Source organism: Streptomyces sp. NPDC058371, from assembly GCF_042723265.1.
Classification (GTDB): Bacteria; Actinomycetota; Actinomycetes; order Streptomycetales; family Streptomycetaceae; genus Streptomyces.
The window spans coordinates 185,270-208,593 of sequence record NZ_JBHXJC010000011.1; the positions used below are offsets into that span (position 1 = coordinate 185,270).

Annotated in this window: 17 protein-coding genes and 1 pseudogene; 13 read left to right on the top strand and 5 right to left on the bottom strand. The window is 72.4% G+C overall.

Going from position 1 to position 23,324, the window contains the following annotated elements; genetic code table 11:
- The first annotated feature begins 35 nt into the window (after window positions 1-35).
- The 3 genes from ACFWM2_RS28290 to ACFWM2_RS28300 all read left to right on the top strand — a co-directional run bounded on the left by ACFWM2_RS28290 (window position 36) and on the right by ACFWM2_RS28300 (window position 2,666).
- Window positions 36-587, top strand: coding sequence for an FHA domain-containing protein (locus ACFWM2_RS28290; RefSeq protein ID WP_383285792.1), 552 nt, complete (start codon window positions 36-38; stop codon window positions 585-587).
- Window positions 588-927: 340 nt separating this feature from the next.
- Entirely contained in the window at window positions 928-2,253 is a 1,326-nt protein-coding gene (locus ACFWM2_RS28295) for a M14 family zinc carboxypeptidase (protein ID WP_383285992.1), read from the top strand.
- Window positions 2,250-2,666, top strand: coding sequence for an SSI family serine proteinase inhibitor (locus ACFWM2_RS28300; RefSeq protein ID WP_383285794.1), 417 nt, complete (start codon window positions 2,250-2,252; stop codon window positions 2,664-2,666). The genes ACFWM2_RS28295 and ACFWM2_RS28300 overlap by 4 nt, the downstream gene beginning before the upstream one ends.
- Window positions 2,667-2,807: 141 nt before the next feature.
- Here the strand turns inward: ACFWM2_RS28300 and ACFWM2_RS28305 are convergent, their stop codons facing one another.
- Window positions 2,808-4,058: a M14 family zinc carboxypeptidase gene (locus ACFWM2_RS28305; protein ID WP_383285994.1), complete on the bottom strand. Its 1,251-nt coding sequence runs from the start codon at window positions 4,056-4,058 to the stop codon at window positions 2,808-2,810.
- 227 nt (window positions 4,059-4,285) lie between these two features.
- Window positions 4,286-5,407: pseudogene (locus ACFWM2_RS28310) on the bottom strand (FAD-dependent oxidoreductase); the annotation flags it as partial.
- On the opposite strand from ACFWM2_RS28310, the gene ACFWM2_RS28315 reads away from it, so the two are divergent.
- Window positions 5,405-6,343 (top strand): LysR family transcriptional regulator, encoded by a 939-nt coding sequence (locus tag ACFWM2_RS28315; protein WP_383285796.1) that lies wholly within the window; start codon window positions 5,405-5,407, stop codon window positions 6,341-6,343. The pseudogene ACFWM2_RS28310 and the gene ACFWM2_RS28315 overlap by 3 nt on opposite strands.
- 52 nt (window positions 6,344-6,395) lie before the next feature.
- The gene (locus ACFWM2_RS28320) at window positions 6,396-7,868 is read left to right on the top strand and encodes a hypothetical protein (protein WP_383285798.1); all 1,473 of its coding nucleotides are present in this window, start codon (window positions 6,396-6,398) and stop codon (window positions 7,866-7,868) included.
- On the opposite strand, the gene treY is transcribed toward ACFWM2_RS28320, so the two are convergent.
- Window positions 7,828-10,218, bottom strand: a complete 2,391-nt coding sequence (treY, locus tag ACFWM2_RS28325) for a malto-oligosyltrehalose synthase (protein ID WP_383285800.1) — start codon at window positions 10,216-10,218, stop codon at window positions 7,828-7,830. The genes ACFWM2_RS28320 and treY overlap by 41 nt on opposite strands.
- A gap of 81 nt (window positions 10,219-10,299) precedes the next feature.
- Here treY and ACFWM2_RS28330 point away from each other — a divergent pair, with 81 nt between their 5' ends.
- A complete protein-coding gene (locus ACFWM2_RS28330) occupies window positions 10,300-11,901 on the top strand; it encodes an MFS transporter (protein WP_383285802.1) in 1,602 nt (533 codons plus the stop codon).
- On the opposite strand, the gene glgX is transcribed toward ACFWM2_RS28330, so the two are convergent.
- On the bottom strand, window positions 11,898-14,009 hold the full coding sequence (gene glgX / locus ACFWM2_RS28335) for a glycogen debranching protein GlgX (RefSeq protein ID WP_383285804.1): 2,112 nt from the start codon (window positions 14,007-14,009) through the stop codon (window positions 11,898-11,900). The two genes, ACFWM2_RS28330 and glgX, sit on opposite strands and share 4 nt — an antisense overlap.
- Before the next feature lie 180 nt (window positions 14,010-14,189).
- Between glgX and ACFWM2_RS28340 the strand changes: the two genes are divergently transcribed.
- From ACFWM2_RS28340 to ACFWM2_RS28355, 4 genes are all read left to right on the top strand, one after another.
- Entirely contained in the window at window positions 14,190-14,996 is an 807-nt protein-coding gene (locus tag ACFWM2_RS28340; protein WP_383285806.1) for a Tat pathway signal sequence domain protein, read from the top strand.
- 107 nt (window positions 14,997-15,103) lie between these two features.
- Window positions 15,104-16,423 carry a copper amine oxidase gene (locus ACFWM2_RS28345; RefSeq protein WP_383285808.1) on the top strand — a complete coding sequence of 440 codons (1,320 nt, stop codon included), beginning with the start codon at window positions 15,104-15,106 and terminating at the stop codon, window positions 16,421-16,423.
- Between the two features lie 115 nt (window positions 16,424-16,538).
- A complete protein-coding gene (locus tag ACFWM2_RS28350; RefSeq protein WP_383285810.1) occupies window positions 16,539-17,777 on the top strand; it encodes an SAV2148 family HEPN domain-containing protein in 1,239 nt (412 codons plus the stop codon).
- 219 nt (window positions 17,778-17,996) lie between these two features.
- Complete coding sequence (locus tag ACFWM2_RS28355; RefSeq protein ID WP_383285812.1) at window positions 17,997-18,719, top strand: 3'-5' exonuclease; 723 nt, start codon at window positions 17,997-17,999, stop codon at window positions 18,717-18,719.
- Window positions 18,720-18,846: 127 nt separating this feature from the next.
- Here ACFWM2_RS28355 and ACFWM2_RS28360 read toward each other — a convergent pair whose 3' ends face one another.
- Entirely contained in the window at window positions 18,847-19,710 is an 864-nt protein-coding gene (locus ACFWM2_RS28360) for a phosphotransferase enzyme family protein (RefSeq protein ID WP_383285814.1), read from the bottom strand.
- A gap of 306 nt (window positions 19,711-20,016) precedes the next feature.
- Between ACFWM2_RS28360 and ACFWM2_RS28365 the strand changes: the two genes are divergently transcribed.
- From ACFWM2_RS28365 to ACFWM2_RS28375, 3 genes are read left to right on the top strand one after another with little or no spacing between them, the layout of a single operon-like run.
- Window positions 20,017-20,952: a carbohydrate ABC transporter permease gene (locus ACFWM2_RS28365; protein WP_383285816.1), complete on the top strand. Its 936-nt coding sequence runs from the start codon at window positions 20,017-20,019 to the stop codon at window positions 20,950-20,952.
- Between the two features lie 35 nt (window positions 20,953-20,987).
- Window positions 20,988-21,821, top strand: a complete 834-nt coding sequence (locus tag ACFWM2_RS28370) for a carbohydrate ABC transporter permease (RefSeq protein ID WP_383285996.1) — start codon at window positions 20,988-20,990, stop codon at window positions 21,819-21,821.
- A complete protein-coding gene (locus ACFWM2_RS28375) occupies window positions 21,821-23,107 on the top strand; it encodes an ABC transporter substrate-binding protein (RefSeq protein WP_383285819.1) in 1,287 nt (428 codons plus the stop codon). The genes ACFWM2_RS28370 and ACFWM2_RS28375 overlap by 1 nt, the downstream gene beginning before the upstream one ends.
- Window positions 23,108-23,324 lie beyond the last annotated feature (217 nt).

Sequence of the window (23,324 nt, forward strand, 5' to 3'; positions counted from 1 at the left end):
GGACACCCTGCCCGCGCTGTCCGACAATCACCACTGTGACGTCGTCCTTCGAGTTCCACACGTACCCCGCGCGGTTGTCGGACGCCGAGCGTGACAGGGCGCTGAAGGTGCTCCGTGACGGCGCCGCCCTGGGGCGCCTCTCGCACGACACGTTCATCCGGCGCATGGAGCTGGCGCTCGCCGCCCGCCGGTCCGACGAACTCGCCGTGCTCACCGCCGACCTGCGGCCCGAGAGCCGCTGGTCGCGGCTGGTGTTCGGCAGTGTCGAGGCCGTCTCCGGCTTCGGCGTGCGGCTGCGCAGGGCCTGGTGGGCCGAGCGGCTGCCCAAACTGCTGCTGCCGCACCCCGAGAGCGGCTATCCCCTGCGCATCGGCCGTGACCCCGCGAGCGGTCTGCGGCTCAATCACGAGACGGTCTCCCGTGTGCACGCGGAACTGCGCCGCCAGGGCGGCCTGTGGGTGCTGCGCGACCTCGGCTCGACCAACGGCACGTCCGTGAACGGGCGGCGGGTGATCGGCGCCGCCGTCGTCCGGGACGGCGACCAGGTGAGCTTCGGGCGGATGGACTTCCGGCTCTCCTCGGACTGACGCGAGCGGTTGTACGGCGCCGGGCGCTGCGCGAGCCGTCGTGCGGGCGCCGGTGGCTGATGCGAGCCGTCCCGGGGGCGCGCGACTCAGGCACGAGCCGCCGAGCCGTTGCACGGGACCCCGCGACCGACGCGAGCCGTCGTGCCGGCGCGCCCGTCGGCCGAGCTCTGGCCTGGGATTTACGCTGCGAGTTCGACAACTCCCGGGTCGTTCCGCGGTGTTGACGTACCCCTGGAGCCGTGACTGACTGTGCGTACGTGCGTACACCAGGCACACCAGGTGAACCGACGGCACCACGCAGTGGAGGTGTGCCCTGCCGCCACTCCTCCGCTATCCGACCCTGGACGAACTGAGCGCCCGCGCGGCCGCGCTCGTCGCCCGCCACCCGAAGGACGCCAGGCTGCGCCGCGCGGGGACATCACGGGCAGGCAAGCCCCTGTGGCTGCTCTCCGTGGGCCACGGCAGCCGTCAGGCCCTCGTCGTCGCCGGACCGCACGCCAACGAGCCGGTGGGCGGTGCCACCGTCCTGCGGCTCGCCGAGCGGGCCCTGGCCGACCCGCGGCTGTGCGAAGGTGCCGACGCCACCTGGAACCTGCTGCTCTGCCTCGACCCCGACGGCGCGCGCCACAACGAGCGCTGGCTCTCGGGCCCGTACGCCCTCGGTCACTACTTCCGGAACTTCTTCCGCCCCGGCTTCATGGAACAGCCCGAGTGGCTGCCCGAGGGCGCGGAGCGCGCCGCCCTGCCCGAGACCCGCACCCTCCTGGAGCTCCAGGACGAGCTGCGGCCCTTCTTGCAGTGCTCCCTGCACGGCGTCGACGTGGGCGGCGGCTTCGTGGAGCTGACGCGTGACCTGCCCGGCCTCCCGCAGCGCGTCGCGCACACCGCCGCCCGGCTCGGCATTCCGCGCGAACTCGGCCCGTACGACACCCTGTACTGGCCGACGCTCGGTCCCGCCGTCTACCGCATCCCGCCCCCGCGCCGGGGCGACCTCGCCGCCGCCATCACGGAGGCCGCGGTGCAGTCCACGTGGTTCCACCCGCATCCGTACGGCACGGTGACGGCCGTCGTCGAGGCGCCCATGTGGGGCGTGGCCGCCGTGGAGGACGCCCTGCCCGCCGCCGACGGCGACGCGGTGCTGCGTACCGTGAGCCGGTCACTGCGTCACGACACGGGGCTTCTGGAGGGCATACTCGCGCGGCTGCGACCATCGCTGGGCGCCGTGCCGGACGCGGCTCGCCTCCTCGCGCCGGTCGACGACTATTTACTGGTCGGCCCCGGGCTCGCCGACTCATGGGATCCCGACACGCACGCGGACGGCACCCGGTCGCTGCCCCCGCTCAACACCGCCCGCCTCACGGCGCTGGGCATCTCGGGGCGCCGGGTCGCACTGCGTACCGCGGGACTGCTGCACCAGCTGGCGAGCGGCGCCGGGCCCGACGCGGCCGGTGTGCTGCCGGAGCTCGACCGGCTGATCGACGCCTGGTGCGCCGACTACCACGACGGTTACGAGGCGTGCTGGGTACCGGTCGCCCGCCAGGTCGAGTTCCAGGCACGCGTGGTGCTCGCCGCCTTCGAACTGGCCGGGCGGTACGCGCCCGCGCACTCCCATTCGGGTGAGCCCGGGTGGGGCTCGGGGGCCGCCGTGCCGATGCACCGGGAATGACGAGAAGCACTCACGCGGTACGTGGCGCACTGCTGGCGGCGACGGCCCTCCTCGCGGTGGGCCTTGTTCCGGCCCAGGCGGCGCCCCGGCAGACGATCCCGGACAACTGGCTGTACCTCACCGTCACCACCGGCGACACCCGCTCCAACGACACCCGCGGCACGCTGCTGCTCTGCGACCCGCCCCAGGGCCATGTCCGCGCGGTACAGGCCTGCGAGGAACTCCGGGCGGTGCAGGGCGACATCTCCCGCATCCCGCTCAGCGCCGACGCCGTCTGCCCCATGATCTACGCGCCGGTGACCGTCTCCGCACGCGGCGAGTGGTCCGGCCGCCGCATCGAGTACGGCCGCACCTTCGCGAACTCCTGCGTGATGAGGGCGGAGACGCGGGCGGTGTTCGCGTTGGCGGGGTGAGGGGTGAGGGGTGAGGGGTGAGGGGTGAGGGGGTGCGGCGGTGAGGACGCCCCCACGCCCCCCACAGTCTCGTACGCCCCGGGCCCGCCCCTCGCGCCCGCCCGTCACCCCCGCCACTCATCCACCCGCCACGCGGCCTCCTCATGCCGCCCTGTCGCGGGCGTGGCGCGCCGCCGCGATCACTGTGCGGGACTGGTGCTCGACCTGGTGCTCCAGTGGTACCCAGCGGGCGCGGAAGCGCTCGGCGAAGGCCTCGCTCCAGAGGGCGACGAGCTCCTGGAGGCGCGGGGCGGCGAGGTCGTCGGCCTCCTGAAGCACGCGCAGCAGCATCGCGGCGGCCCGCAGCGGCAGCCGTCGGCCGAACGCGTCGACGCTCCCGATGTACGCCATCGTGCTGTCCGGAGGCGGGCCATGGACCCAGTCCCCGGCCAGCCCCGGCACCAGCTCCAGCGCCCACTTGGCGGCGCGCAGCAGCGGCCCGTCGGGACCCGGCAGCCGCGGCATCGCCTCGGCGAGGATCCGCTCCACCTGCGTCGCGTCCCGCGTCAGCCGGCCCGCGAGGTGCCTCAGCGCGGCGACCGGGGCGGGATGCGGGGCCGGATCGTCCACGAGGTCGCTCGCCCACATCGGCACCTCGACGACCGCCGTGAGACCGCCGTACCGGTGGGCGTGGTACCAGGTGCTGTGCCGGGCGTCGTCGGGCATGCTCGGGTACGCCGCGTCCGAGCCGGGCGCCGGCATCACATGCACCCCCGGCCCCGAGGCGGGCCAGCCGGCGGCGTCCGAGGCACCCGTCTCCACCGGGATGTGCAGCTCCGCCGCGGACTTGGCGAACGGCTCGGCGAGCCCCGGGATGTCCTTGGTCAACTGCACCCAGCTGCCGCCCAGGTCGGTCCCGTGCAGGGTCACCTGGAGGTAGGGCCGCAGTTCGTCGATGACCCGCGTGAGGGCGCGCGTCTCGGGCGGCAGCCGGTCGGGCGGCAGCACGGAGGGCGACCACTCCGGCTGCTCGGGCCCCGCCGGGCGGAAGAAGCCGAGGTGGTAGTCGAGCAGGGTGCGCGGCGCCGGCGTCACATGCAGGCTCGCGCCGTCCGGGTCGGCGCAGAGCAGGAAGTGCCATGACGTGTCGGCCCGTAACTCCCGCTCCTGGACGACACGTTCGGCCAGCGCCAGCAGCGTCGAACCGCCGGTGGGCTCATTGGCGTGCGCGCCGGCGACGACGAGCACGGCGCGGGGCGCATGCCCTACGGACAGCAGGTGCAGCGGCCTGCCCGCGCGCGAGACGCCGACCTGTTTCAGCCCGCACAGCGCGGGACGGTGAGCCGTCAGCGCCCGCGCTGACGAGACGAGTTCGATCACACTGGGGTAGCGATGCTCCGGCAGGAGACTCACCCCCGACTTGTCCGCCCGACGTCGCATCCGCAGTACTCCATGTATTGGATGAACTGTCAAGGATTTGCCGGGGCGGCTCCAGGGGGCGCCAGGGGGCATTTACCGGCAGCGGGGGGTACCGCACTGCCGCTACCGCTACTCCGCGCCCCGAACCACTGACTCCATGGGGCCCGGCGAGGTAAAAGGGCGCCGTTTGGTTGCCCGGGGAGGCCGTGCCCCCGGACCGGTCACTGCTGATGCAGACCGCGCCCCGCGAGCGTGAGGAACGCCTCGCCGACCGCCTCCGACAGTGTCGGGTGCGCGTGGATGTGCCGGGCCACGTTGGACGGTTGCGCGTCCCAGCCGACGATCAGCTGGCTCTCCGCGACCATCTCGGAGACGTTCGGACCCACCAGGTGCACTCCGAGCACCTGCCCGCCGCCCTGCTCGGCGATCACCTTCACCATGCCGCCCTGGCCGTGCACCATGCCCTTCGCGACGGCGGTCAACGGCATCGTGTTGACGTCGACCTCGTGCCCACGCGCGCGTGCCTCCACCTCGGTCAGGCCCACCGACGCGGTCTGCGGGGACGAGTACGTGACCCGGGGCACCGCCGCGTAGTCGACCGGCCCGGAGGGGACGCCGGCCAGTGTCTCCGCCACCAACAGGCCCTCGGCGAACGAGGCGTGGGCCAGCCCGAGTGACGGCGGGGGCAGCAGGTCGCCCACGACATGGATGCCGGGTACGGCCGTTTCCAGGCGATCCCAGTCGGCCGGCGCCACGAAGCCGCGCTCATCGGGAGCGAGCCCCGCCGCCGCCAGGTCCAGGCCGTCGGTGACCGGAGTCCGTCCGACGGCCAGCAGGAGCCGCTCGGCCTCCACGGTGCGGGTCTCGCCGCGGGCGGTGCGCACCCGCGCGCGTACCCCGTCCTCCAGCGGTTCGGCGTCCAGCAGCCGTGCCCCCACCTGCACGTCGATGCCGCGCTTCTTGAGACCGCGCGTCAAGTGGCGGCTCACGTCGGCGTCTTCGAGCGGCACCAGCCGTTCGGCGGCCTCCACGAGCGTCACCTCCGCGCCCATGGAGCGGTGGAACGAGGCGTACTCGACGCCGATCGCCCCGCCGCCCAGGACCAGGACGGACGCGGGGAGCCCGGGCGCGAAGAGGGCGTCGTCGCTCGTCACCACGCGCCGCCCGTCCGGCGTGAGCCCCGGGAGCGTACGCGGGCGAGAGCCGGTCGCCAGCACGATCCCGCGGCGCGCGGTGAAGTCGCCCGCGCCCGCTACCCGTACGCTCCGGGGACCGGTCAGCCGGGCGGTGCCGCGGACGACCCGCACGCGCGCGTGGGCGAGGTGAGCCTCGACTCGGGGATGAGCCTGCGTCAGATGGAGTACTTCCTGACCGTCGTCGAGGAGGCCTCGTTCACCCGGGCAGCGGAGGCCCTGCACGTCACCCAGCCCGCGCTCTCGCACCAGATCAAGGCCCTGGAGAAGTCGGTCGGCGGCCCCCTCCTGGAGCGCATGCCGCGCGGTGTGCGCCTCACGCCCATGGGCCGCGCTTTCCGGCCCCACGCCGAACTCGCCGTGCGCAGCGCCGCCCAGGCCCGGCGCGCGGCCGCCGGGGCCGAGGGCGGCGAACTGCACATCGCCGCCGTCCACTCCGTCGCCGTCGGTGTCCTCCCCGACGTGTTCGCGCGCTGGCGTGCCCTCCACCCCGGCGTCCTGCTGCACCTGCACGAGTACGCCACGTCTCAGGTCCTGGAGGAACAGGTCGAGCGCGGTGCCGCGGACCTCGCCGTCGGGCCCGCGCCGACGGACTGGCCCGGCAGCGTCGTCCCGGTGGGCGAGGAGGAGATCGTCGTCGTGGTGCCCTTCGACGACCGGTTCGCGGGCCGTACGACGGTCCGGCTCACCGAACTGTCGGACCGCCCCTGGGTCCGCTGTGCCATGGAGCCCGTCGTCCACGGACAGCGCTTCCTCGACTGGGCCTGCGGACAGGCCGGCTTCCGGCCGCGTACGGCCGAGTTCACCGAGCACACCTCGACCGCCGTACGCATGGCGGCCGCCGGGGTCGGCATCTGCACGGCGCCTTCGCACCTGGTGCGCGACGCGGTCGGCGAGGACTGCGCGGTGCTCTCCGTCGACCCCGCCTGGAAGCGGCCGCTGACCGTCTTCTCGCGCGTGCCGCTGACGGGAGCGGCCGAGGCCTTCGGCGACCTCCTGCGCCGTTCGTGGTCCTACGGGACGGCGCCGGCGTCACCCGTACGGGCGTACGTGGACTGCGCTCCACCGTCCGCGGTGGTCGGCTGAGCACAGCCGCGCGCGATTCTCCGCGCGCAGACACCGAGGCGGGAGGCCGGCGGTGCTGTGTCCTCACGGTCTGCCCGGCGGTGCCACGCCCCTGGCCCCGGCGCTCGAGAAGCCACCCCCGCGCCCGGCCCCGGCGAGTCTGCGCGCGCCCGAGATCGAGTCCGACCCGTTCCCGCTCTACCGCAGGCTCCGTGAGAGCTCGCCGCTCGTGTACGACGAGGCCTTCGGTGCCTGGCTGATCAGCCGGTACGCGGATGTACGCGCCGCTCTCGCGGACCCCCGGCTCGTCACGCCGGGGGAGCGGCCGCTCGCGCACACCGAGGGCGCGGAAGCCCTGCTGCACTCGGCGCTCCAGGAGGGGGCCCTCACCGCCGGGATCGGGCGGGTCGCCCATGTGCTCGCCAGCCGGCTGTCCGCGCGGCAGGAGGCAGACCTCGTCACCGAGTTCTGCCAGTGGCTGCCGGCCGCCGCGGTGGTCGTGGCGCTCGGTCTGCCGCGCGAGGCGACCGCACGCGTCCGGGACTGGTGCCTGCGGGGTGGCGGGGTCCCGCACGTGACGGCCGCCGTGCACGGTGGCACGAAGGACATGGGGCGCGCCGGCGGGGGCAGTCCGCGCGCCGGAGGCGGCCTGCGCGAGGCTCCCGGCGGCCCCTGGGACGCCCTGCTGCGCCCGCTGGTGGCCCGTCGCCGGACGCATCCGCGCGCCGATCTGCTCTCGGTGCTGTGCACCGCCCGGGTCGACGGCCGTCCGCTGCCGGACGCGACCGTGACGGGCCTCGCCGGGACGCTGCTCGACGCGGCCGCGGGGACGGGCCACGCCCTCGCGTCGTTCCTGGCCAACCTCATTGATCGTCCAGGCCAGTTGGAGCTGATCCGCGCGCATCCCGGGTTCATCTCCGGGGCCTGGGCGGAGTCCCTGCGCCGCGACCCGCCGCTGCACATCGTCCTGCGCCGGGCCGCCGAGCCGGTCGGCGCGATACCCGCGGGAGCGACCGTCGCCTGTCTGCCGGGCGCGGCCGGCCGGGACCCGGCCCGCTTCACCGACCCGGACCGCTACGACGCCTTCCGGGCCGACGCCGAAGACTTGGCGCGCGGCACCTTCCGGACCGACGCCGAGGGACCGGCGTACGGCGCTTTCCGGAGCGACGCCGGGCACCTCGCGTACGACTCCTTCCGGGCCGACGCCGGAGACCTGGAGCACGGCGTCTTCCGGACCGACGCCGAGGGACCGGCGTACGGCGCTTTCCGGAGCGACGCCGGACACCTCGCGTACGACTCTTTCCGGGCCGACGCCGAACACCTCGCGTACGGCGCCCTATCGGCCGACGCCGGGGTGTCGGCGTACACCCCCCTCGGGATCCGCCCCGGCAACCCCGGCGCCGAGTTGGCCCGCCGCACCGCCGAGCACGGGCTGTGTGCGCTGCTCGCCGCGCTGCCGCAGTTGCGCTGGGTGCCCGGCTTCCGGCCCAGGCCGGAGGGGCTGGTCAGCCGTTCACCCCGGAGCCTTCTGGTGCGCCTTCGCTGACGTCGGCGATCCGCTCCAGCAGCACCACCGGCAGTTGCGCGAAAAGCTCCTCCACGCGTGCGTGCCCGGTGAACTCCCGCCCCGGGACGAGCAGATCGGCCCACCGGCCGCGCGGCAGCTCCAGACGCGTGTCGCGCCAGCCGCCCGCCTCCGCCAGCCGCAGGGACAGCCGCGTGACGGCCGTGATCACCTCCCCGGAGCGGACGAACGCCACGCAGTGCCCCGCCCCCGGACCCGTGGCCGGCAGTGGCGTGTACGTCGCCGCGTCGCCGAAGACGCCGGGGCGCCGCCTGCGCAGCCGCAGGGCGGCCGTGGTGAGCGCCGCCTTCGCGGACGGCAGCTCCTGCGGAGCGAAGGGCTGTCGGTTGTCCGGGTCGACGAGGGCCCGGTACTCGCCCTCGGTGCCCTGGTAGAGGTCCGGTACGCCCGGCATCGTCAGGTGGAGCAGAGCGGCCCCCAGGACGTTGGCCCGGATCCACGGCTCCAAGGTGCCCCGGAAGTCGTGCACGCGCTGCCCAGGGGCCCCGCACGGGCCTTCCTCGACGAACGCCGCGACCTCCTCCTCGTACGCCTGGTTCTGCTCGGTCCACGAGGTGTGCAGCCCGGCTTCCCGGACGTGCTTGAGCAGGGCCCCCCGGACCCGGTCCCCGTCCGCGGGGCCGAGCCCGAAGACCGTCTGCCAGGCCGCCCACGCGACCTGCGGGTCGGGCACCCCGGCCCCGACGCGGGTCACCTCGGCCAGCACGTCGGCCCACTGATCCGGGCACTCGGTCAGCACGGAGAGGGCCGCACGGACGTCGGCGCTGCGTTTCGTGTCGTGCGTCGACAGCACCGTGCCCGTGGCGGGCCAGTCGCGCTGCACGCGCGCGCAGTAGGCGTGAAAGTCCTCGGGTGACACGGCGGGACTGCCCGGGTTTCCGCCCACCTCGTTCGTCGACAGGAGCGGCACGTAGCGGTAGAACGCCGTGTCCTCCACGGACTTGGCGCGCAGCGCGGACGCGGTCTGCGCGAACCGGGCCCGGAACTCGGCGTGCCCAGGCTCGTCCCCGGCCCGCCCGACCACCAGGTTCCGTACGACCTCCACGGCCTGTGCCTCCTCGGGGACCGTGAAGACCGTACGGGCCTCGGCCGCGGCCTCCTCGGTGACGACGGACGCCGCGTCCCCGGAGGTGTACGGCCGGTACACCTCGAGGCGGACCAGGAGCTCGCGCAGCGCGGTGCGCAGGGCCCAGGGCGCGCGGTCGCGCAGGACCGGGTCCGGCGAGGCCGCGCACAGCCGGCTCGCAGCGCGGGTGAGCCGGTCGACCTCGGCGGCCAGTTCGTGCGTGACGACCTTGTACGCGGCGCGCCGCACCGTCGCTTCGTAGTGACCGCCCCGGTCGGCCTGCGGCGCCGCGAACCGGCGGTACTGGCCGAGGAGTTCGCCCGCGCCCGCCGGGTCCGTGAAGAGGCCGTCCACGTGCCGCAGGGCGTCGTACCCGGTGGTGCCGGCCACGGGCCAGGCCGCGGGCAGCGGCTCCCCGTCGGCGAGGATCTTCTCGACCACCGTCCAGCGGCCGCCCGTGGCCTTGTGCAGCCGGCGCAGGTACGCGTCGGGGTCCGCGAGGCCGTCGGGGTGGTCGATGCGCAGCCCGTCGACGACGCCCTGGTCGAGCAGCTCCAGGATCTTGCCGTGCGTGGCGGCGAACACGTCGGGGTCCTCCACCCGCACCCCGATGAGCTCCGAGATGGTGAAGAAGCGCCGGTAGTTGAGCTCGGTACGGGCCAGCCGCCACCACACCGGGCGGTACCACTGCGCGTCGACGAGCTGCGGCAGCGGCAGCTTCTCGGTGCCGGCGCGCAGCGGGAAGACGTGGTCGTAGTAGCGCAGGACGTCGCCGTCGGCCTCGAGGTGCTCGATCTCCGTCCCGAACGGCTGTCCGAGCACCGGGAGCAGTACTCGGCCGTCCTGGGCCTCCCAGTCGATGTCGAACCAGCGCGCATACGGTGAGTCGGGGCCCTCGCGCAACACCTCCCACAGCGGGCGGTTGTGCCGCGGGGACATCGCCATGTGGTTCGGCACGATGTCGACCACCAGGCCCAGGCCGTGCTCCCGCGCGGTGCGGGCCAGCGAACGCAGGCCCTCCTCGCCGCCCAGTTCCTCCCGCACGCGCGCGTGGTCCACCACGTCGTAGCCGTGCGTCGAACCGGGGACGGCCTCCAGGACGGGGGAGAGGTGCAGATGCGAGACGCCGAGCGAGGCCACGTACGGCACGGCCGCCTCGGCGGCCCGGAAGGTGAACTCCGGTTGCAGCTGCAGCCGGTACGTCGCCGTGGGGGCCACCAGCGGGTCAGGACGCTCAGATGTCATGGGAACCTACGTACCCGCCTGGCCGCCTTTCGTGTCATCGACGCATGCGCGGGCACGCTCGCGGGTGGTTAGTTTCGACCGATGGGGACTTCCGGGCAGCACGGCACGCTGAAGACGTACCGCACGGTGATCGGGCTGACCGGCCCGTCGCTGCCCGTCGTGTCCTTCCTCGGCCGGCTGCCGACCGCCACCGTCCAGTTCGGCAGTGTGCTGCTCGTCGCCCGGACGAGCGGCTCCCTGGCCACGGCGGGTCTGGTGGGGGGTGCGCTCGCCGTCGGACAGGTCTCCTGCGGCCCGCTGGTGGGCCGGCTGGCGGACCGGCACGGCCAGCGCACCGTCTCCCTCGTCTTCTCGCTCGCCAACGCGCTCGCGATCGCCGCCCTGGTGACGGGGGCAGTCGTCCGGCTGCCCGTGGTGCCCCTGGCGCTGCTCGGCGTCCTCGCCGGCGCGAGCGTGCCCCTCATCGGCCCGCTGGCCCGGGCCCGGGTGGTCGCCCTGGCCCGCGGCACGGAGGCGGACGAGGCCACCGTCGATGCCGCCCTCTCCTTCGAGGGCACACTGGACGAGATCTCCTTCGTCCTGGGACCCGCCCTGGTGGGCGTCGCGTCCGTGCTCGCCCACCCCGCGTACGCGCTGTCCGGCGCGACGGTCCTGGCGGCCGTCTGCGGCACCGCCTTCGCCCTCCACCCCACGGCCACCGCGGTACGCCCGGCGAAGCCGCCCGTAGCGCCCGGAACACGGCGTCCGTCGGAGCCCCCTGTGCCGGCCGGGCACGGAACACGGCGTCCGTCGGAGCCCCCTGTGCCGGCCGGGCACGGAACGCCGCGTCCGCCGGAGCCGCCTGAGCCGCCCGCGCTCCCGCGCCCGCCTGAGCTACCGCGCCCGCCCGAGCCGCCCGCGCCCGAAGCGCACGGAACACCGCATCCAACACGCGCGCGTGCCGCCCGCACGCCCCCCGCACGCCCGCGCATGCCCCGCTCGGTCCACGCCCTCCGCGCCGCCCTCGCGCTCCAGGGCGCCATGTTCGGGGCCTGCCAGGCCGGGATCACCGCGCTCACCGACCGTCTCGGCCGGCCGGATCAGGCGGGGCTCGTGTACGCCGCGATGGGCGTCATGAGTGCCGTGGCGGGGCTGTCCATGGCGGCGGTGCCCGCTCGCTGCGGACTGCGCGCGCGGTGGCGGGCGGCGACCGCCGCGTCCCTCCTGCTGTCGCTGCCGCTGCTGTGGACGGAGACCCTCGGGGGCCTGTACGCCGTCATCACGGTCCTCGGCATCGCCTACGCGCCCCACCTGATCACGGTGTTCGGGCTCACCGAGCGGGCAGTGCCGCCGACCCGGCTCGCGGAGGCGATGGCCTTCGCGACGAGCGCGATCGTCGGCGGTCAGGCGCTCGCCGTCGCGGTCACCGGCCGGCTGGCCGAGTCGTACGGACCCGCCGCGGCCTTCTCCGTGGGCAGCACGGCCGCCGCGCTCACCTGTGCGATCGCGCTGACGGTGCGTCCGGCGACGTACTCGCGAAGGCCGTACAGGGAGGGGCGTACGACGGAAGGGCACGACACGGGGAGGGCGGCGCCAGAAAACGCCCTCCACGCGCGCGTGCCCTCCGGCACCGATCATGTCCCCGGCCGGGCGGACCGCTCACTCACCGGCCGGGCACTCCACTCCGGCAACGACCCCGGCTAGGCGGGTCGCTGCAGCACCGTCATACTCCGGTCCACCAGGGTCAGCCGGTCGCCGGCCTGGATCTTCGGGCCGGTCTCCGGGGCGGCCGCCCCGTCCGCGCGGGCGGTGTCGACGACCACCTGCCACTGCCGCCCGTGATCGACCGGAACCACGAACTCCAGTGTCTTGGGCGAGGCGTTGAACATCAGCAGGAACGAGTCGTCCGAGATCCGCTCGCCGCGCGGGCCCGGTTCGGAGATCGCGTTGCCGTTGAGGAAGACGGTCAGCGCCCGCGCCTGCGCGGAGTCCCAGTCGCGCTGGGTCATCTCCTTGCCCTCCGGGGTGAACCAGGCGATGTCCGACAGGTCGTCGTGGGTGCCCTCCACCGGCCGCCCGTGGAAGAAGCGCCGGCGCCGCAGCACGGGATGGTCGCGCCGCAGCCACACCATCGCGCGCGTGAAGTCCAGCAGCTCGCTGCCGTCCTCGGGCCACGGCACCCAGGAGAGGTCGCCGTCCTGGCAGTAGCCGTTGTTGTTGCCGCGCTGGGTGCGCGCGAACTCGTCGCCGTGGCTGAGCATCGGCACTCCCTGGGAGAGCATCAGCGTCGCCAGGAAGTTGCGCATCTGGCGCCCCCGCAGCTCCAGCACGGCCGGGTCGTCGGTCTCGCCCTCGGCTCCGCAGTTCCAGGACCGGTTGTGGCTCTCGCCGTCGCGGTTGTCCTCTCCGTTGGCGTCGTTGCGCTTCTCGTTGTAGGAGACGAGGTCGTGCAGGGTGAAGCCGTCGTGGCAGGTCACGAAGTTGATGGAGGCGAGCGGGCGACGGCCGTCGCCCTGGTAGAGGTCGGAGGAACCGGTGAGCCGGGACGCGAACTCCGCGAGCGTGCGCGGCTCACCCCGCCACATGTCCCGCACGGTGTCCCGGTACATGCCGTTCCACTCGGTCCACAACGGCGGGAAGTTGCCCACCTGGTAGCCGCCCTCACCGACGTCCCAGGGCTCGGCGATCAGCTTCACCTGGGAGACCACCGGGTCCTGCTGCACCAGGTCGAAGAAGGAGGACAGCCGGTCCACCTCGTGGAACTGCCGGGCCAGCGTCGCCGCGAGGTCGAAGCGGAACCCGTCGACGTGCATGTCGGTCACCCAGTAGCGCAGCGAGTCCATGATCATCTGCAACACGTGCGGGGAGCGCATGAGCAGGGAGTTGCCGGTTCCCGTGGTGTCCATGTAGTAGCGCGGATCGTCGGTGAGCCGGTAGTACGACGGGTTGTCGAGCCCCTTGAAGGACAGCGTCGGGCCCAGGTGGTTGCCTTCGGCCGTGTGGTTGTAGACGACGTCCAGGATGACCTCGATGCCGGCCTCGTGCAGCGCACGGACCGCCGACTTGAACTCCAGGACCTGCTGTCCGCGGTCGCCCCAGGAGGCGTACGCGTTGTGCGGGGCGAAGAAGCCGATGGTGTTGTAGCCCCAGTAGTTGTTCAGGCCCATCTCCACCAGACGGTGGTCGTTCACGAACTGGTGAACAGGCATCAGTTCCAGGGCGGTGACGCCCAGTTTGGTCAGGTGTTCGATGATGGCCGGGTGGGCCAGCGCCGCGTAGGTGCCGCGCAGCTCGTCGGGCAGCGCCGGATGTTTCATCGTGAGGCCCTTCACATGGGCCTCGTACAGCACGGTGTGGTGGTACTCGGTGCGCGGCCGCCGGTCGTCGCCCCAGTCGAAGTACGGGTTGACCACGACCGACGCCATCGTGTGCGGCGCCGAGTCCAGGTCGTTGCGCTTCTCGGGCGCCCCGAAGTGGTAGCCGTAGACCTCCTCGCCCCACTTGATCTCGCCGCTGATCGCTTTCGCGTACGGATCCAGCAGCAGCTTCGCCGAGTTGCAGCGCAGCCCGCGCGCCGGCGCGAACGGGCCGTGCACACGGAAGCCGTACCGCTGCCCGGGCATGATCCCCGGCAGATACGCGTGCCGTACGAACGCGTCGGTCTCCCGCAGCTCCACCGCTGTCTCCGAGCCGTCGTCGTGCAGCAGACACAGCTCGATCCGGTCGGCGGCCTCCGAGAAGACCGCGAAATTGGTTCCGGCGCCGTCGTACGTCGCGCCGAGTGGATACGCCTCTCCAGGCCAGACCTGCATGGATACGACTCTTCCAGTAGTGCTGTGCCCCTGGGGGCGACTCCGGCCCGAGTCTTCCTGAAAGTAGGGGAACCTCCTAGGACTTACGGCCCTCTTACCCAGTGACCGGGGCATACGCGGTATGCCGAACCAGTGGGGCTCCAGGGACCACAAGTAACACAGGGGGAGTAGGGGGAGAATGTGCGCAAGATAGTGCAGCGCCATCTCGGCAAGGTGGTGGCGGGAGCGGCCATCGCGGTGGCCGGGACGGCGGCGATGGTCGCGGTCACGCTGCCGGGGGCGGCGGGAGCCGACGACTCCGGGGGCACCAAGGGGGCCGGCCAGTCCGCCCAGGGGGCGGGACAGGAGCAGGGGGCCGCGCAGCCGGGCGTCGTGGAGCAGGCGCCGGCCGAGGGCGACAAGGGCAAGGGCCGCGACCCGCTGACCGACGACGAGACGAAGCGGGTCGAACAGATCGCGCTGAACCGGCAGCTGTTGTCCTCCAGTGAGAACGTCGAGGGGGACCGCGGTCCGCAGCGCATCGGCGTCGACCTCGCCGAGCCCGAGGCGGACGAACTGGACGATCCGAACGCGCCTCGCCGCGCCGACGTCCGGTTCTACGACTACAAGGACGACACGCTCGTCACCAAGACCGTCAACCTCGACACCGGCAAGGTCGAGCAGACGGACACCCAGCGCGACGTCCAGCCGCCCATCAGTCACGACGAGATGGTCGAGGCCGCCCAGCTGCTGATCGCCGACCCGCTCGGCACCGGCCTGAAGGCGGACTACAAGGACGCCACCGGCAAGGAACTGACCTCGCCCGACCAGCTGATGCTCAACAGCATGGTCTACCGGGCGACTTCGGGCGCGCAGCCCGCCGTGCTCGCCGACTGCGGCAAGCACCGCTGCGTACGGCTGTTCCCCAAGGTCACGAACGGGCCCTGGATCGACAGCCGCGACCTGGTGATCGATCTGAGCGCCCGCAAGGTCGGCAAGCTCGGCTGAGCCGCGGCGCGGTTGACCACCGCTCGCCCGCACACCGGCCGTCTTTCCGGCTCCGTCCGTCTTCCGTGCTCTTCTTTCGTGCTCTTCTGCAAGGGAGTCACTTCTTCATGCGCGTCAACAGATTCAGCCGTGCCCGCAGCCGGACGGCGGTGGGCCTCTCGGTGGCCGCGCTCGCCGTCGGCGCGACGACCGCCGCGGGGCCGGCCGTCGCCCAGCCCAAGGCCGCCCCCACGGCGGCCGCCGACTGCAGCGCGGCGTACAAGATCGAGCAGACGCTCTCCACCGGCACCACCTGGCGGATGTGCTGGCACTACGAGAGCGAGGCCGGGCTCGTCCTGGAGAACATCTCGTACCAGCCCAAGGGCGAGGCCCAGCCGATCAAGGTCCTCACCAGCGCCAAGCTCGCCCAGATCCATGTGCCCTACGACGACGGCAAGGCCGAGTACAGCGACCTCACCGGCGCCGGCTTCGGCCAGGGCCTGATGAACATGGCCCCGGGCGAGTGTCCCGGCGGCTCCATCAAGACGGTCAAGGTCCCCGAGGCCTGGGACCCGGCGCACGCCAACGTCAAGGGCCTGTGCGCCACGACGCGTTCGCGCGGCCACGCCTACCGCATGCAGGGCGACACGGCGAACAAGGTCTGGCAGACCCAGGGCAAGGACCTGCTCGTCTACACCGTCAACCAGGTCGGCTGGTACGAGTACATCACCGAGTGGCGCTTCCAGGACGACGGCACCCTCCACATGAACGTCGGCGCCACCGGCAGCCTCTCGCCGGGCGACTACAACGCCGGTGACGGCCGCGGCTGGCCGATCGGCAAGAACGCCACGTCGTACGCCACCAGCCACAGCCACAACGTCTTCTGGCGGCTCAACTTCGGCCTGGACGGCTCCTCCAAGAGCAAGGTCGAGCAGTACGACTCCGTGGTCAGCCCGCCCAGAAACGGCAACGAGGGCCCGACCAACAAGACCACCCGCACCAAGGTCACCAAGGAGCTCGCCGGTGACGCCAAGAACATGCGCTGGTGGCGCGTGGTCAGCAACTCCGGCAAGAACAAGGACAATCACGCGCGTTCGTACGAGATCGTCCCGGGCGCCACCACCAAGTACCTCGGCCGTCCGTACACCAAGCACGACATCTACTTCACCGAGTACAAGAAGTGCGAGCAGTTCGCCAGCGACAACCTGCGCAACTGCGGTACCGGCGGCGGCAAGTCCGTCGACAAGTGGGTCAACGGGCAGACCCTCACCCATCCCATTGTCTGGATGAACGTGGGCTTCCATCACGTCGCCCGTGACGAGGACCAGCAGCCGATGCCGGTCCACTGGCAGGGATTCTCGATCGCCCCGCGCGATGTCACCGCTATGAATCCGCTCACTCCGGCCGACCTCGCGGACCAGAACGGGCAACCCCGAGAAGGTAGTTGAGAAACGACCTGTCCATCGGGCTGCACCGCCGACCGGTCCCGGAGTACCCTTCCTTGATCGTTGATTGGGGCCTGGCCCCTGGGGAGAGCTCGGGGGAGCGGAAGGCGGTGCGCGGGTGGGCTCGGGAGGGCTGGAGTTGCCTCCTGGTGACGAGGGTCACGAGGGGAACTCCACAGATGTCCCGCCCGGCGCGGTGTCCCTGGCACGGCCGATGGAGATGGGTTCCATTGGACCGGAACTGGACTGGGGGGCCGACGCCTGGCGCGAGGTGCGTACGCGCGCCCAGCGGGCCGGACGGGCGTACATCTGGCTGAATCTGGTCGAACAGCGGCTGCGCGCGGTCGTGGCCGCTGTTCTCCGCCCCATCTACGAGCCCGTCCACGGCGACGAGTGGGTGGTCGCCGCGGCCGGACCCGCCGGCCAGGAGTGGGTGCAGCGCGCGGTCGCCGTACGCGAAGTCAGCCGCCGCAAGGGCTACTTGCTCGACCCGGCCGACGACAACGTCCTCAGCTTCCTCACGCTGCCCCAGCTGCGCGAGCTGATGGTGCAGCACTGGCCGTGCTTCGAGCCGTACTTCGACGAGCGCCGGGACGTCGAACTCGCCCTGGACGAGCTCGAAGTCACCCGGAACGTGGTCTCCCGCAACCGCGCTCTGTCCGAGGCCGTTCTGGCCCAGGCGGAGCGCGCCTCGGCCCGGCTCCTGGAAATCCTCGGCGCGGGCAGCGACGTCCCGTCCGCCCGCCGGCTGCCCGTCGACGCGGTCGAGAATCTGGTGGGCGACCGGTACGCGGACGTCGTCGCGGTCCACTCGGACCGGGTACGGCTGCTGCGGCAGTTCCCCGCGGAGGACCTCTTCGGCGGCGCCCGCCGGCTCGACGCCATCGGCATCGGCCTGAACCTGCTGGTGCAGAACTTCTCCGGGCGGCGCCTCGTGCGGCTGGCCGAATCGGGGTGTCGGGTACGGCTGCTCTTCCTGAACCCCGCCTCCAGCGCGATCAAACGGCGCGAGCGCGAACTGGGCATCAAGCGCGGCGAATTGGGCCGTGCGGTCGAGATGAACATCCTGCACATGCGCCGGGTCAGGGCACGGCTGCGCGATCCCGGTGCCTTCGAGATCCAGGTCTTCGACGAGACACCGCGCTTCACCGCGTACCTCGTGGACGGTGACGGCTCGGACGGTGTCGCGGTCGTGCAGTCCTATCTGCGCCGGACCCGTGGGATGGAGGCGCCGGTGCTGGTGCTGCGCGGCGGGGGCCGAGTGGTCAAACCGGATGAGGCCGGCGAAGAGGGCCTTTTCCCGACATACCGCGAGGAGTTCGAGGTCGCCTGGGCGGATTCGCGGCCGGTGTCCTGAAGCGGGTGTTCCCGAAGTTGGTGTTTCTGAAGCGGGTGGCCGGGAGCGGGTGGCCGGGAGCTGTTGGCCCGGGCCGGGGCCGCCGGGCTCCCGCTCGTCGGCGGGCCCGGGTGAGCGCTCCCGGTCCGGGTGAAGCGGAATGCGGTCCTCGGATTGTCAGTGGTGCATGGGATCGTGGAGACCACTGGGGGAAAGCACCACAAAGAAGGGGGGCCGCCCATGGGCTGGCACCGGGAGCTGCTGATCGGCTTCGACCTGGAGACGACCGGCACGGACCCGCGCGAGGCGCGCATCGTCACCGGGGCGGTGATCGAGCTCAGAGACGGGGAGCCGGTCGGGCGCCGCGAGTGGCTGGCCGATCCGGGCGTGGAGATTCCGGCGGACGCCGTGGCGGTGCACGGGATCAGCAATGAGCGGGCGGCGGCCGAGGGCCGGCCGGCCGACCAGGTCGCCGACTCCATCGCGGCCGTCCTCGTCGGCTACTGGGAGGCGGGCGTTCCGGTCGTCGCGTACAACGCGGCCTTCGACCTGACCCTGCTCTCCGCCGAGCTGCGGCGCTACGGACTGCCCTCGCTGCGCGACCGCCTGGGCGGCATGGAGCCGGCCCCGGTCATCGATCCGTACACCATCGACCGTTCCGTGGACCGCTATCGCCGCGGCAAGCGGAATCTGGAGGCGGTCTGCACGGAGTACGGGATCGCGCTCGACTCCGCCCATGACGCCATGGCCGACGCGCTCGCCGCGGCCCGGCTGGCGAGTGCCATAGCCGGCCGCCACCCGAAGGTCGCGTCCCTCGGCCCGGCGGAGCTGCACCGCCGCCAGATCGAGTGGTACGCGGAGTGGGCGGCGGACTTCCAGAGCTTTCTGCGCCGCAAGGGGGACCCGGCGGCGGTGGTGGACGGGGTGTGGCCGTTGCGGGACCTCGCGGACGAGACGGTCTGAGGGGCGCCCTCGGAAGACGCGACCGTCGGTAGACGCGACCGTCCGGTGCCGGTCGCCCCGAACACGCCGGTGCCCGGGGCGGAACGGCGTCGCCGGAGCAGCGCAGGCTCCCCGCAGAGTCCCGTCCTCAGAAGGGATACCAGCGCACGGTCTCGTCCCCGTCCCGCAGTGACGCCACCCGGCGCTCGAACTCGGCGAGGGCCTTCGGATTGGCCGGCGCGTGCTGGGCGACCCAGGCGCAGCTGGCCGTCTCACGGGCGCCGCGCAGCACACCGCAGCCCTCCCACTCGCGTACGTCCCAGCCGTAGGTCTGAGTGAAGGAGTCGTACGCCTCGGCGGGCAGCCCATAGCGGTCGCGGGAGAGAGCCATCACCACCAGGTCGTGCTCGCGCAGATCGGCCGAGAAGGTCTCCAGGTCGACCAGGACCGGTCCGTCGGGTCCGGCGTGGACGTTGCGGGGCAGCGCGTCGCCGTGGATCGGGCCCGGCGAGAGATGCGGGCGGAGGGCGGCCGCGGCCGTCGCGAAGCCGTCGCGCCGCTCCCGTAGATACGCCGCGTCCGCGGGGTCGATCGCGTCGCCCGCCAGGCGCAGCCAGCGCTCGACACCGCCCAGCAGTTCGCGCGGCGGCAGAGTGAACGGAGGGGAGGGCAGCGCATGGACGACCCGCAGCAGTTCCGCCAGGTCCCGGGGTTCCGCGGGGCGTACGGGATCGGGCAGCCGGTGCCACACCGTCATCGGATGGCCGTCCACCAGCAGCGCCTTCGGCTCGGCGGCCCGCACCGCGGGTACGCCTTCCTCGGCGAGCCAGGCCGCGATGTCCAGCTCCCGGCGGGCGCGGTCGAGGAGTTCGGCGTCGCGTCCGACCTTGACCACCAGGTCTCCGGCCGCGAAGACCGCGTTCTCGCCCAGGGCAAGGAGCTCCGCGTCCCGTGCCGGACCGGGCAGCACCCCCGTGGCGGCCAGCACGTCCCGCGCCCGCGCCTCGTCCATCCTTCGCCTCCGTGTCGTCGTGTGTACGGCGTTCTGGTCACGCTGTGTTGTGGTGTGGACGGCGTATCGGTGGCGCCGTGCCGTCGGGTGGGCGGCGCCGCACTCACGCCGTGTCTCCGGACGTACCGGAGTGCGTCCGCGTACGGGAGCGCGTTCCGGCCATCCGTCGGTCAGTGTCGCATTTGCACAGGTCGGACAGGTCACAAGGGTGTGCGCGCTGCCTTGACGCCGTGTCAGTCCGTCAGGACCATGACGGGGGCCGCCGGGGCGGCCGGATCCGCACGAGCCGCCCAAGGAGCCGAATCCGTGACAGTGGCGACCGCGACGAAGCGGTCAACGAAGCGCGCGCCGCGAGACGGCGGGAGCCCACCTCCCGCCGACCACGGCGCCTGGTTCCTCGTACTGCCCGCGCTGATCCCCATCCTGGTGCTCAGCGTGGGGCCGCTGCTCTACGGGATCGCGCTGGCGTTCACCGACTCCCAGTCGGGCCGGACCGCGCCCACGCAGTGGATCGGCGCGCTCAACTTCCGTGATCTGGGGCACGACACGCTGTTCTGGGACTCGTTCCGGATCGGCCTGGTCTGGGCGTTCGGGGTGACGGTGCCGCAGTTCCTGCTCGCGCTGGGGCTGGCCCTGCTGCTCAACCAGGACCTGAGACTGCGCTGGCTGGCCCGGGCGCTGGCGATCATTCCGTGGGCGATGCCCGAGGTCGTGGTCGGCATCATGTGGCGGCTCGTCTACAACCCGGACGCGGGCATCCTCAACGAGACCCTGCGCGATCTGAGCCTCGGCGACGGGCGTGACTGGCTGTCCGGACTGGGCACGGCCCTGCCGGCGGTGATCGTCGTCGGCATCTGGGCCGGGATGCCGCAGACGACGGTCGCCCTGCTCGCCGGTCTGCAGAACACCCCGCGCGAGCTGCACGAGGCGGCCGCGATGGACGGCGCGGGTGCCTGGCGCCGCTTCCTGACGGTGACCTGGCCGGCTCTGCGCCCGGTGGCCCTCGCGATCACGGCCCTCAACTTCATCTGGAACTTCAATTCCTTCGCCCTGGTCTATGTCCTCACCAACGGCGGGCCGGGCGGCCGGACGCGGCTGCCGATGCTGTTCGCGTACGAAGAGGCGTTCCGTTACGGGCAGTTCGGCTATGCGGCGGCGATGGGATGCGTGATGGTCGCGGTGATCTCGGTGATCCTCGCCCTCCAGCTGGTGGGCCGGCTGAGGGGAGGCGACGACCAGTGAGCGCCGTGCCGCGGGCGAGCAAGCGTGCCTCGGGTCTGCGTACCAGCGGACAGGCCCGCGCCGGACAGTACCTCGCGCTGCTCGCGTATCTCGTCTTCCTCGCCTTCCCCTTCCTGTGGCTGATCTCCACGGCCTTCAAACCGCCGCGCGAGCTGGCCGGCCTGCACCCGACATGGATCCCCAAGGACCCCACCCTCGCCAACTTCCGGCAGGCCTTCGACGAGCAGCCACTGCTGCACGCCGCCCTCAACTCCCTGATCGCGGCGCTCGGGGCGGCCGTGATCGCCGTTCTGATCGCGACCCCGATGGCCTATGTGATGGCCCGGCGCCGGACGCTGCTGGCGAAGGCGGCCACGGGATGGGTGGTGGTCAGTCAGGCGTTCCCGTTCGTACTGGTGATCATCCCGCTGTTCCTGGTCCTGAAGAACCTGCGGCTGATCAACTCCGTGCCCGGACTGATCATGGTGTACGTGGTGTGGGCACTGCCGTTCGCGCTGTGGATGCTGGTGGGATACGTACGGGCCGTGCCCACCGAGCTGGAGGAGGCGGCGGCGGTCGACGGGGCGGGGAAGGTGCGCACGCTGGTCTCGATCACCGCGCCGTTGCTGGCGCCGGGGATCGTGGCCACGGCGCTGTTCGCGTTCATCAGCGCGTGGAACGAGTTCTTCTTCGCGCTCGTACTGCTCAAGACCCCGGAGAAACAGACGCTGCCGGTCGTCCTCACGCACTTCATCGGCGCGGAGGGGGTCGCGGACCTCGGCCCGCTGGCCGCCGCGGCGTTCCTCGCGACGCTCCCCTCCCTCGTCATCTTCGCGGTCATCCAGAAGCGGATCACGGGCGGCATGTTCGCCGGGGCGGTGAAGAGCTGATGCGGCGCAGGCGCTGGATCCCGGTGCTGGCCGCGCTCGGGCTGCTGCTCGCCGGCTGCTCCGGCGACGGCGGGTCCGAAAGCGGTGGCCCGGTGACTCTCCACTTCCAGTCGCTGGCCTGGCAGCAGGAGTCCGTCACCGCCAACAAGGAGCTGGTGAAGGAATGGAACGCCACGCACCCGGACGTCAAGGTCGAGTACGTGCAGGGGAGTTGGGACAGCATTCATGACCAGCTGCTCACCTCCTTCGAGGGCGGCGAGGCGCCGGACATCATCCACGACGCCTCGGACGACCTCGCCGACTTCGCGTACGGCGGCTATCTCGCCGACCTGAGCGAGCTGTTGCCCGAGCGGCTGAAGTCCGCGATCCCGCAGCGCAGTTGGGACACGACGACGTTCGGTGGCGGGATCTACGGGGTGCCGTTCCTCCAGGAGCCACGGGTCCTGATCGCCAACGCCAAGTGGCTCAGGAAGTCGGGTGTGCGGATTCCGACGCCGGAGAAGCCGTGGACCTGGGAGGAGTTCCGGGAGATCGCGAAGCAGCTGAGCGGCAAGGGCACCTACGGGGTCGCCTGGCCGCTCAAGGAACCGGTCTCGGCGACGCTCAACCTCTCCTTGTCGGCGGGCGGCCAGTTGTTCCACCGGGGCGAGGACGGCAAGGTCACGGTCCGCTTCGGGGCCGCCGACGCGGTGGTGCCCCGGACCGTCCGCGACGAGGTGAACACCGACAGGAGCGCGTCCAGCACCACGCTGGGCATGGGCGGCTCCGACACCCTGCCCGGGTTCTTCGGCGGCAAGTACGCGATGGTCCCGCTCGGCTTCTCCTACCGGCAGCAGCTCGCCCAGCAGGCACCCAAGGGCTTCGACTGGCAGGTGCTGCCCGCCCCCGCCGGCGCCGGAGGACTGGCCCAGGGCGTCAGCCCGCAGACGCTCTCCATCGCCGAGGACAGCCCGCACAAGAAGGAGGCCGCCGAGTTCATCGACTTCCTGCTGCGGCCCGCGAACATGGTCCGGCTCGCGCTCGGCGACTGGATGCTGCCCACCGGCACGGAAGCCCTCAAGGACCCGGCCCTGCACACCACCAAGGACGACTGGGCGACCGGCACCGCACTGGCCGCGCAACTGCGCTCGGCGCCCGCCCAGTCCGTCCGCGGCTACGCCGAGTGGAAGGACAAGGTCGCGACGCCCGCCTTCCAGGAGTACTACAGCGGAGCGATCGGCCTGGACGAGCTGAGACACCGGCTGGAGAAGGACGGGAACCTGGTGCTGGCGCGCTATCAGCGGTGAGTCGGCCCGCGGCGCGGGCCGCGCAGCCGTCCGGCATACGCCGCCGTCCGGCATACGCAGCCGTGCCGCCGTCCGGCACGCGCAGCCGTGCAGTCGTCTGGCATACGCAGCCGCACGGCACGCGCAGCCGCCCGGCGCACGGCTGCCACACAGTCGCCCGGCGCACCCAACGACACTGCCGCGCCGCACCGCCCTGGCTGACGTACGGACCCCAGTG

What these genes read in the sequence shown, in the direction of transcription:
- ACFWM2_RS28355 (WP_383285812.1), top strand. Translation starts at nt 17,997, where the DNA reads ATGGGCTGGCACCGGGAGCTGCTGATCGGCTTCGACCTGGAGACGACC.
- ACFWM2_RS28330 (WP_383285802.1), top strand. Translation starts at nt 10,300, where the DNA reads ATGGGGACTTCCGGGCAGCACGGCACGCTGAAGACGTACCGCACGGTG.
- ACFWM2_RS28300 (WP_383285794.1), top strand. Translation starts at nt 2,250, where the DNA reads ATGACGAGAAGCACTCACGCGGTACGTGGCGCACTGCTGGCGGCGACG.
- ACFWM2_RS28345 (WP_383285808.1), top strand. Translation starts at nt 15,104, where the DNA reads ATGCGCGTCAACAGATTCAGCCGTGCCCGCAGCCGGACGGCGGTGGGC.
- treY (WP_383285800.1), bottom strand. Translation starts at nt 10,218, where the DNA reads ATGACATCTGAGCGTCCTGACCCGCTGGTGGCCCCCACGGCGACGTAC.
- ACFWM2_RS28315 (WP_383285796.1), top strand. Translation starts at nt 5,405, where the DNA reads ATGAGCCTGCGTCAGATGGAGTACTTCCTGACCGTCGTCGAGGAGGCC.
- glgX (WP_383285804.1), bottom strand. Translation starts at nt 14,009, where the DNA reads ATGCAGGTCTGGCCTGGAGAGGCGTATCCACTCGGCGCGACGTACGAC.
- ACFWM2_RS28360 (WP_383285814.1), bottom strand. Translation starts at nt 19,710, where the DNA reads ATGGACGAGGCGCGGGCGCGGGACGTGCTGGCCGCCACGGGGGTGCTG.
- ACFWM2_RS28375 (WP_383285819.1), top strand. Translation starts at nt 21,821, where the DNA reads ATGCGGCGCAGGCGCTGGATCCCGGTGCTGGCCGCGCTCGGGCTGCTG.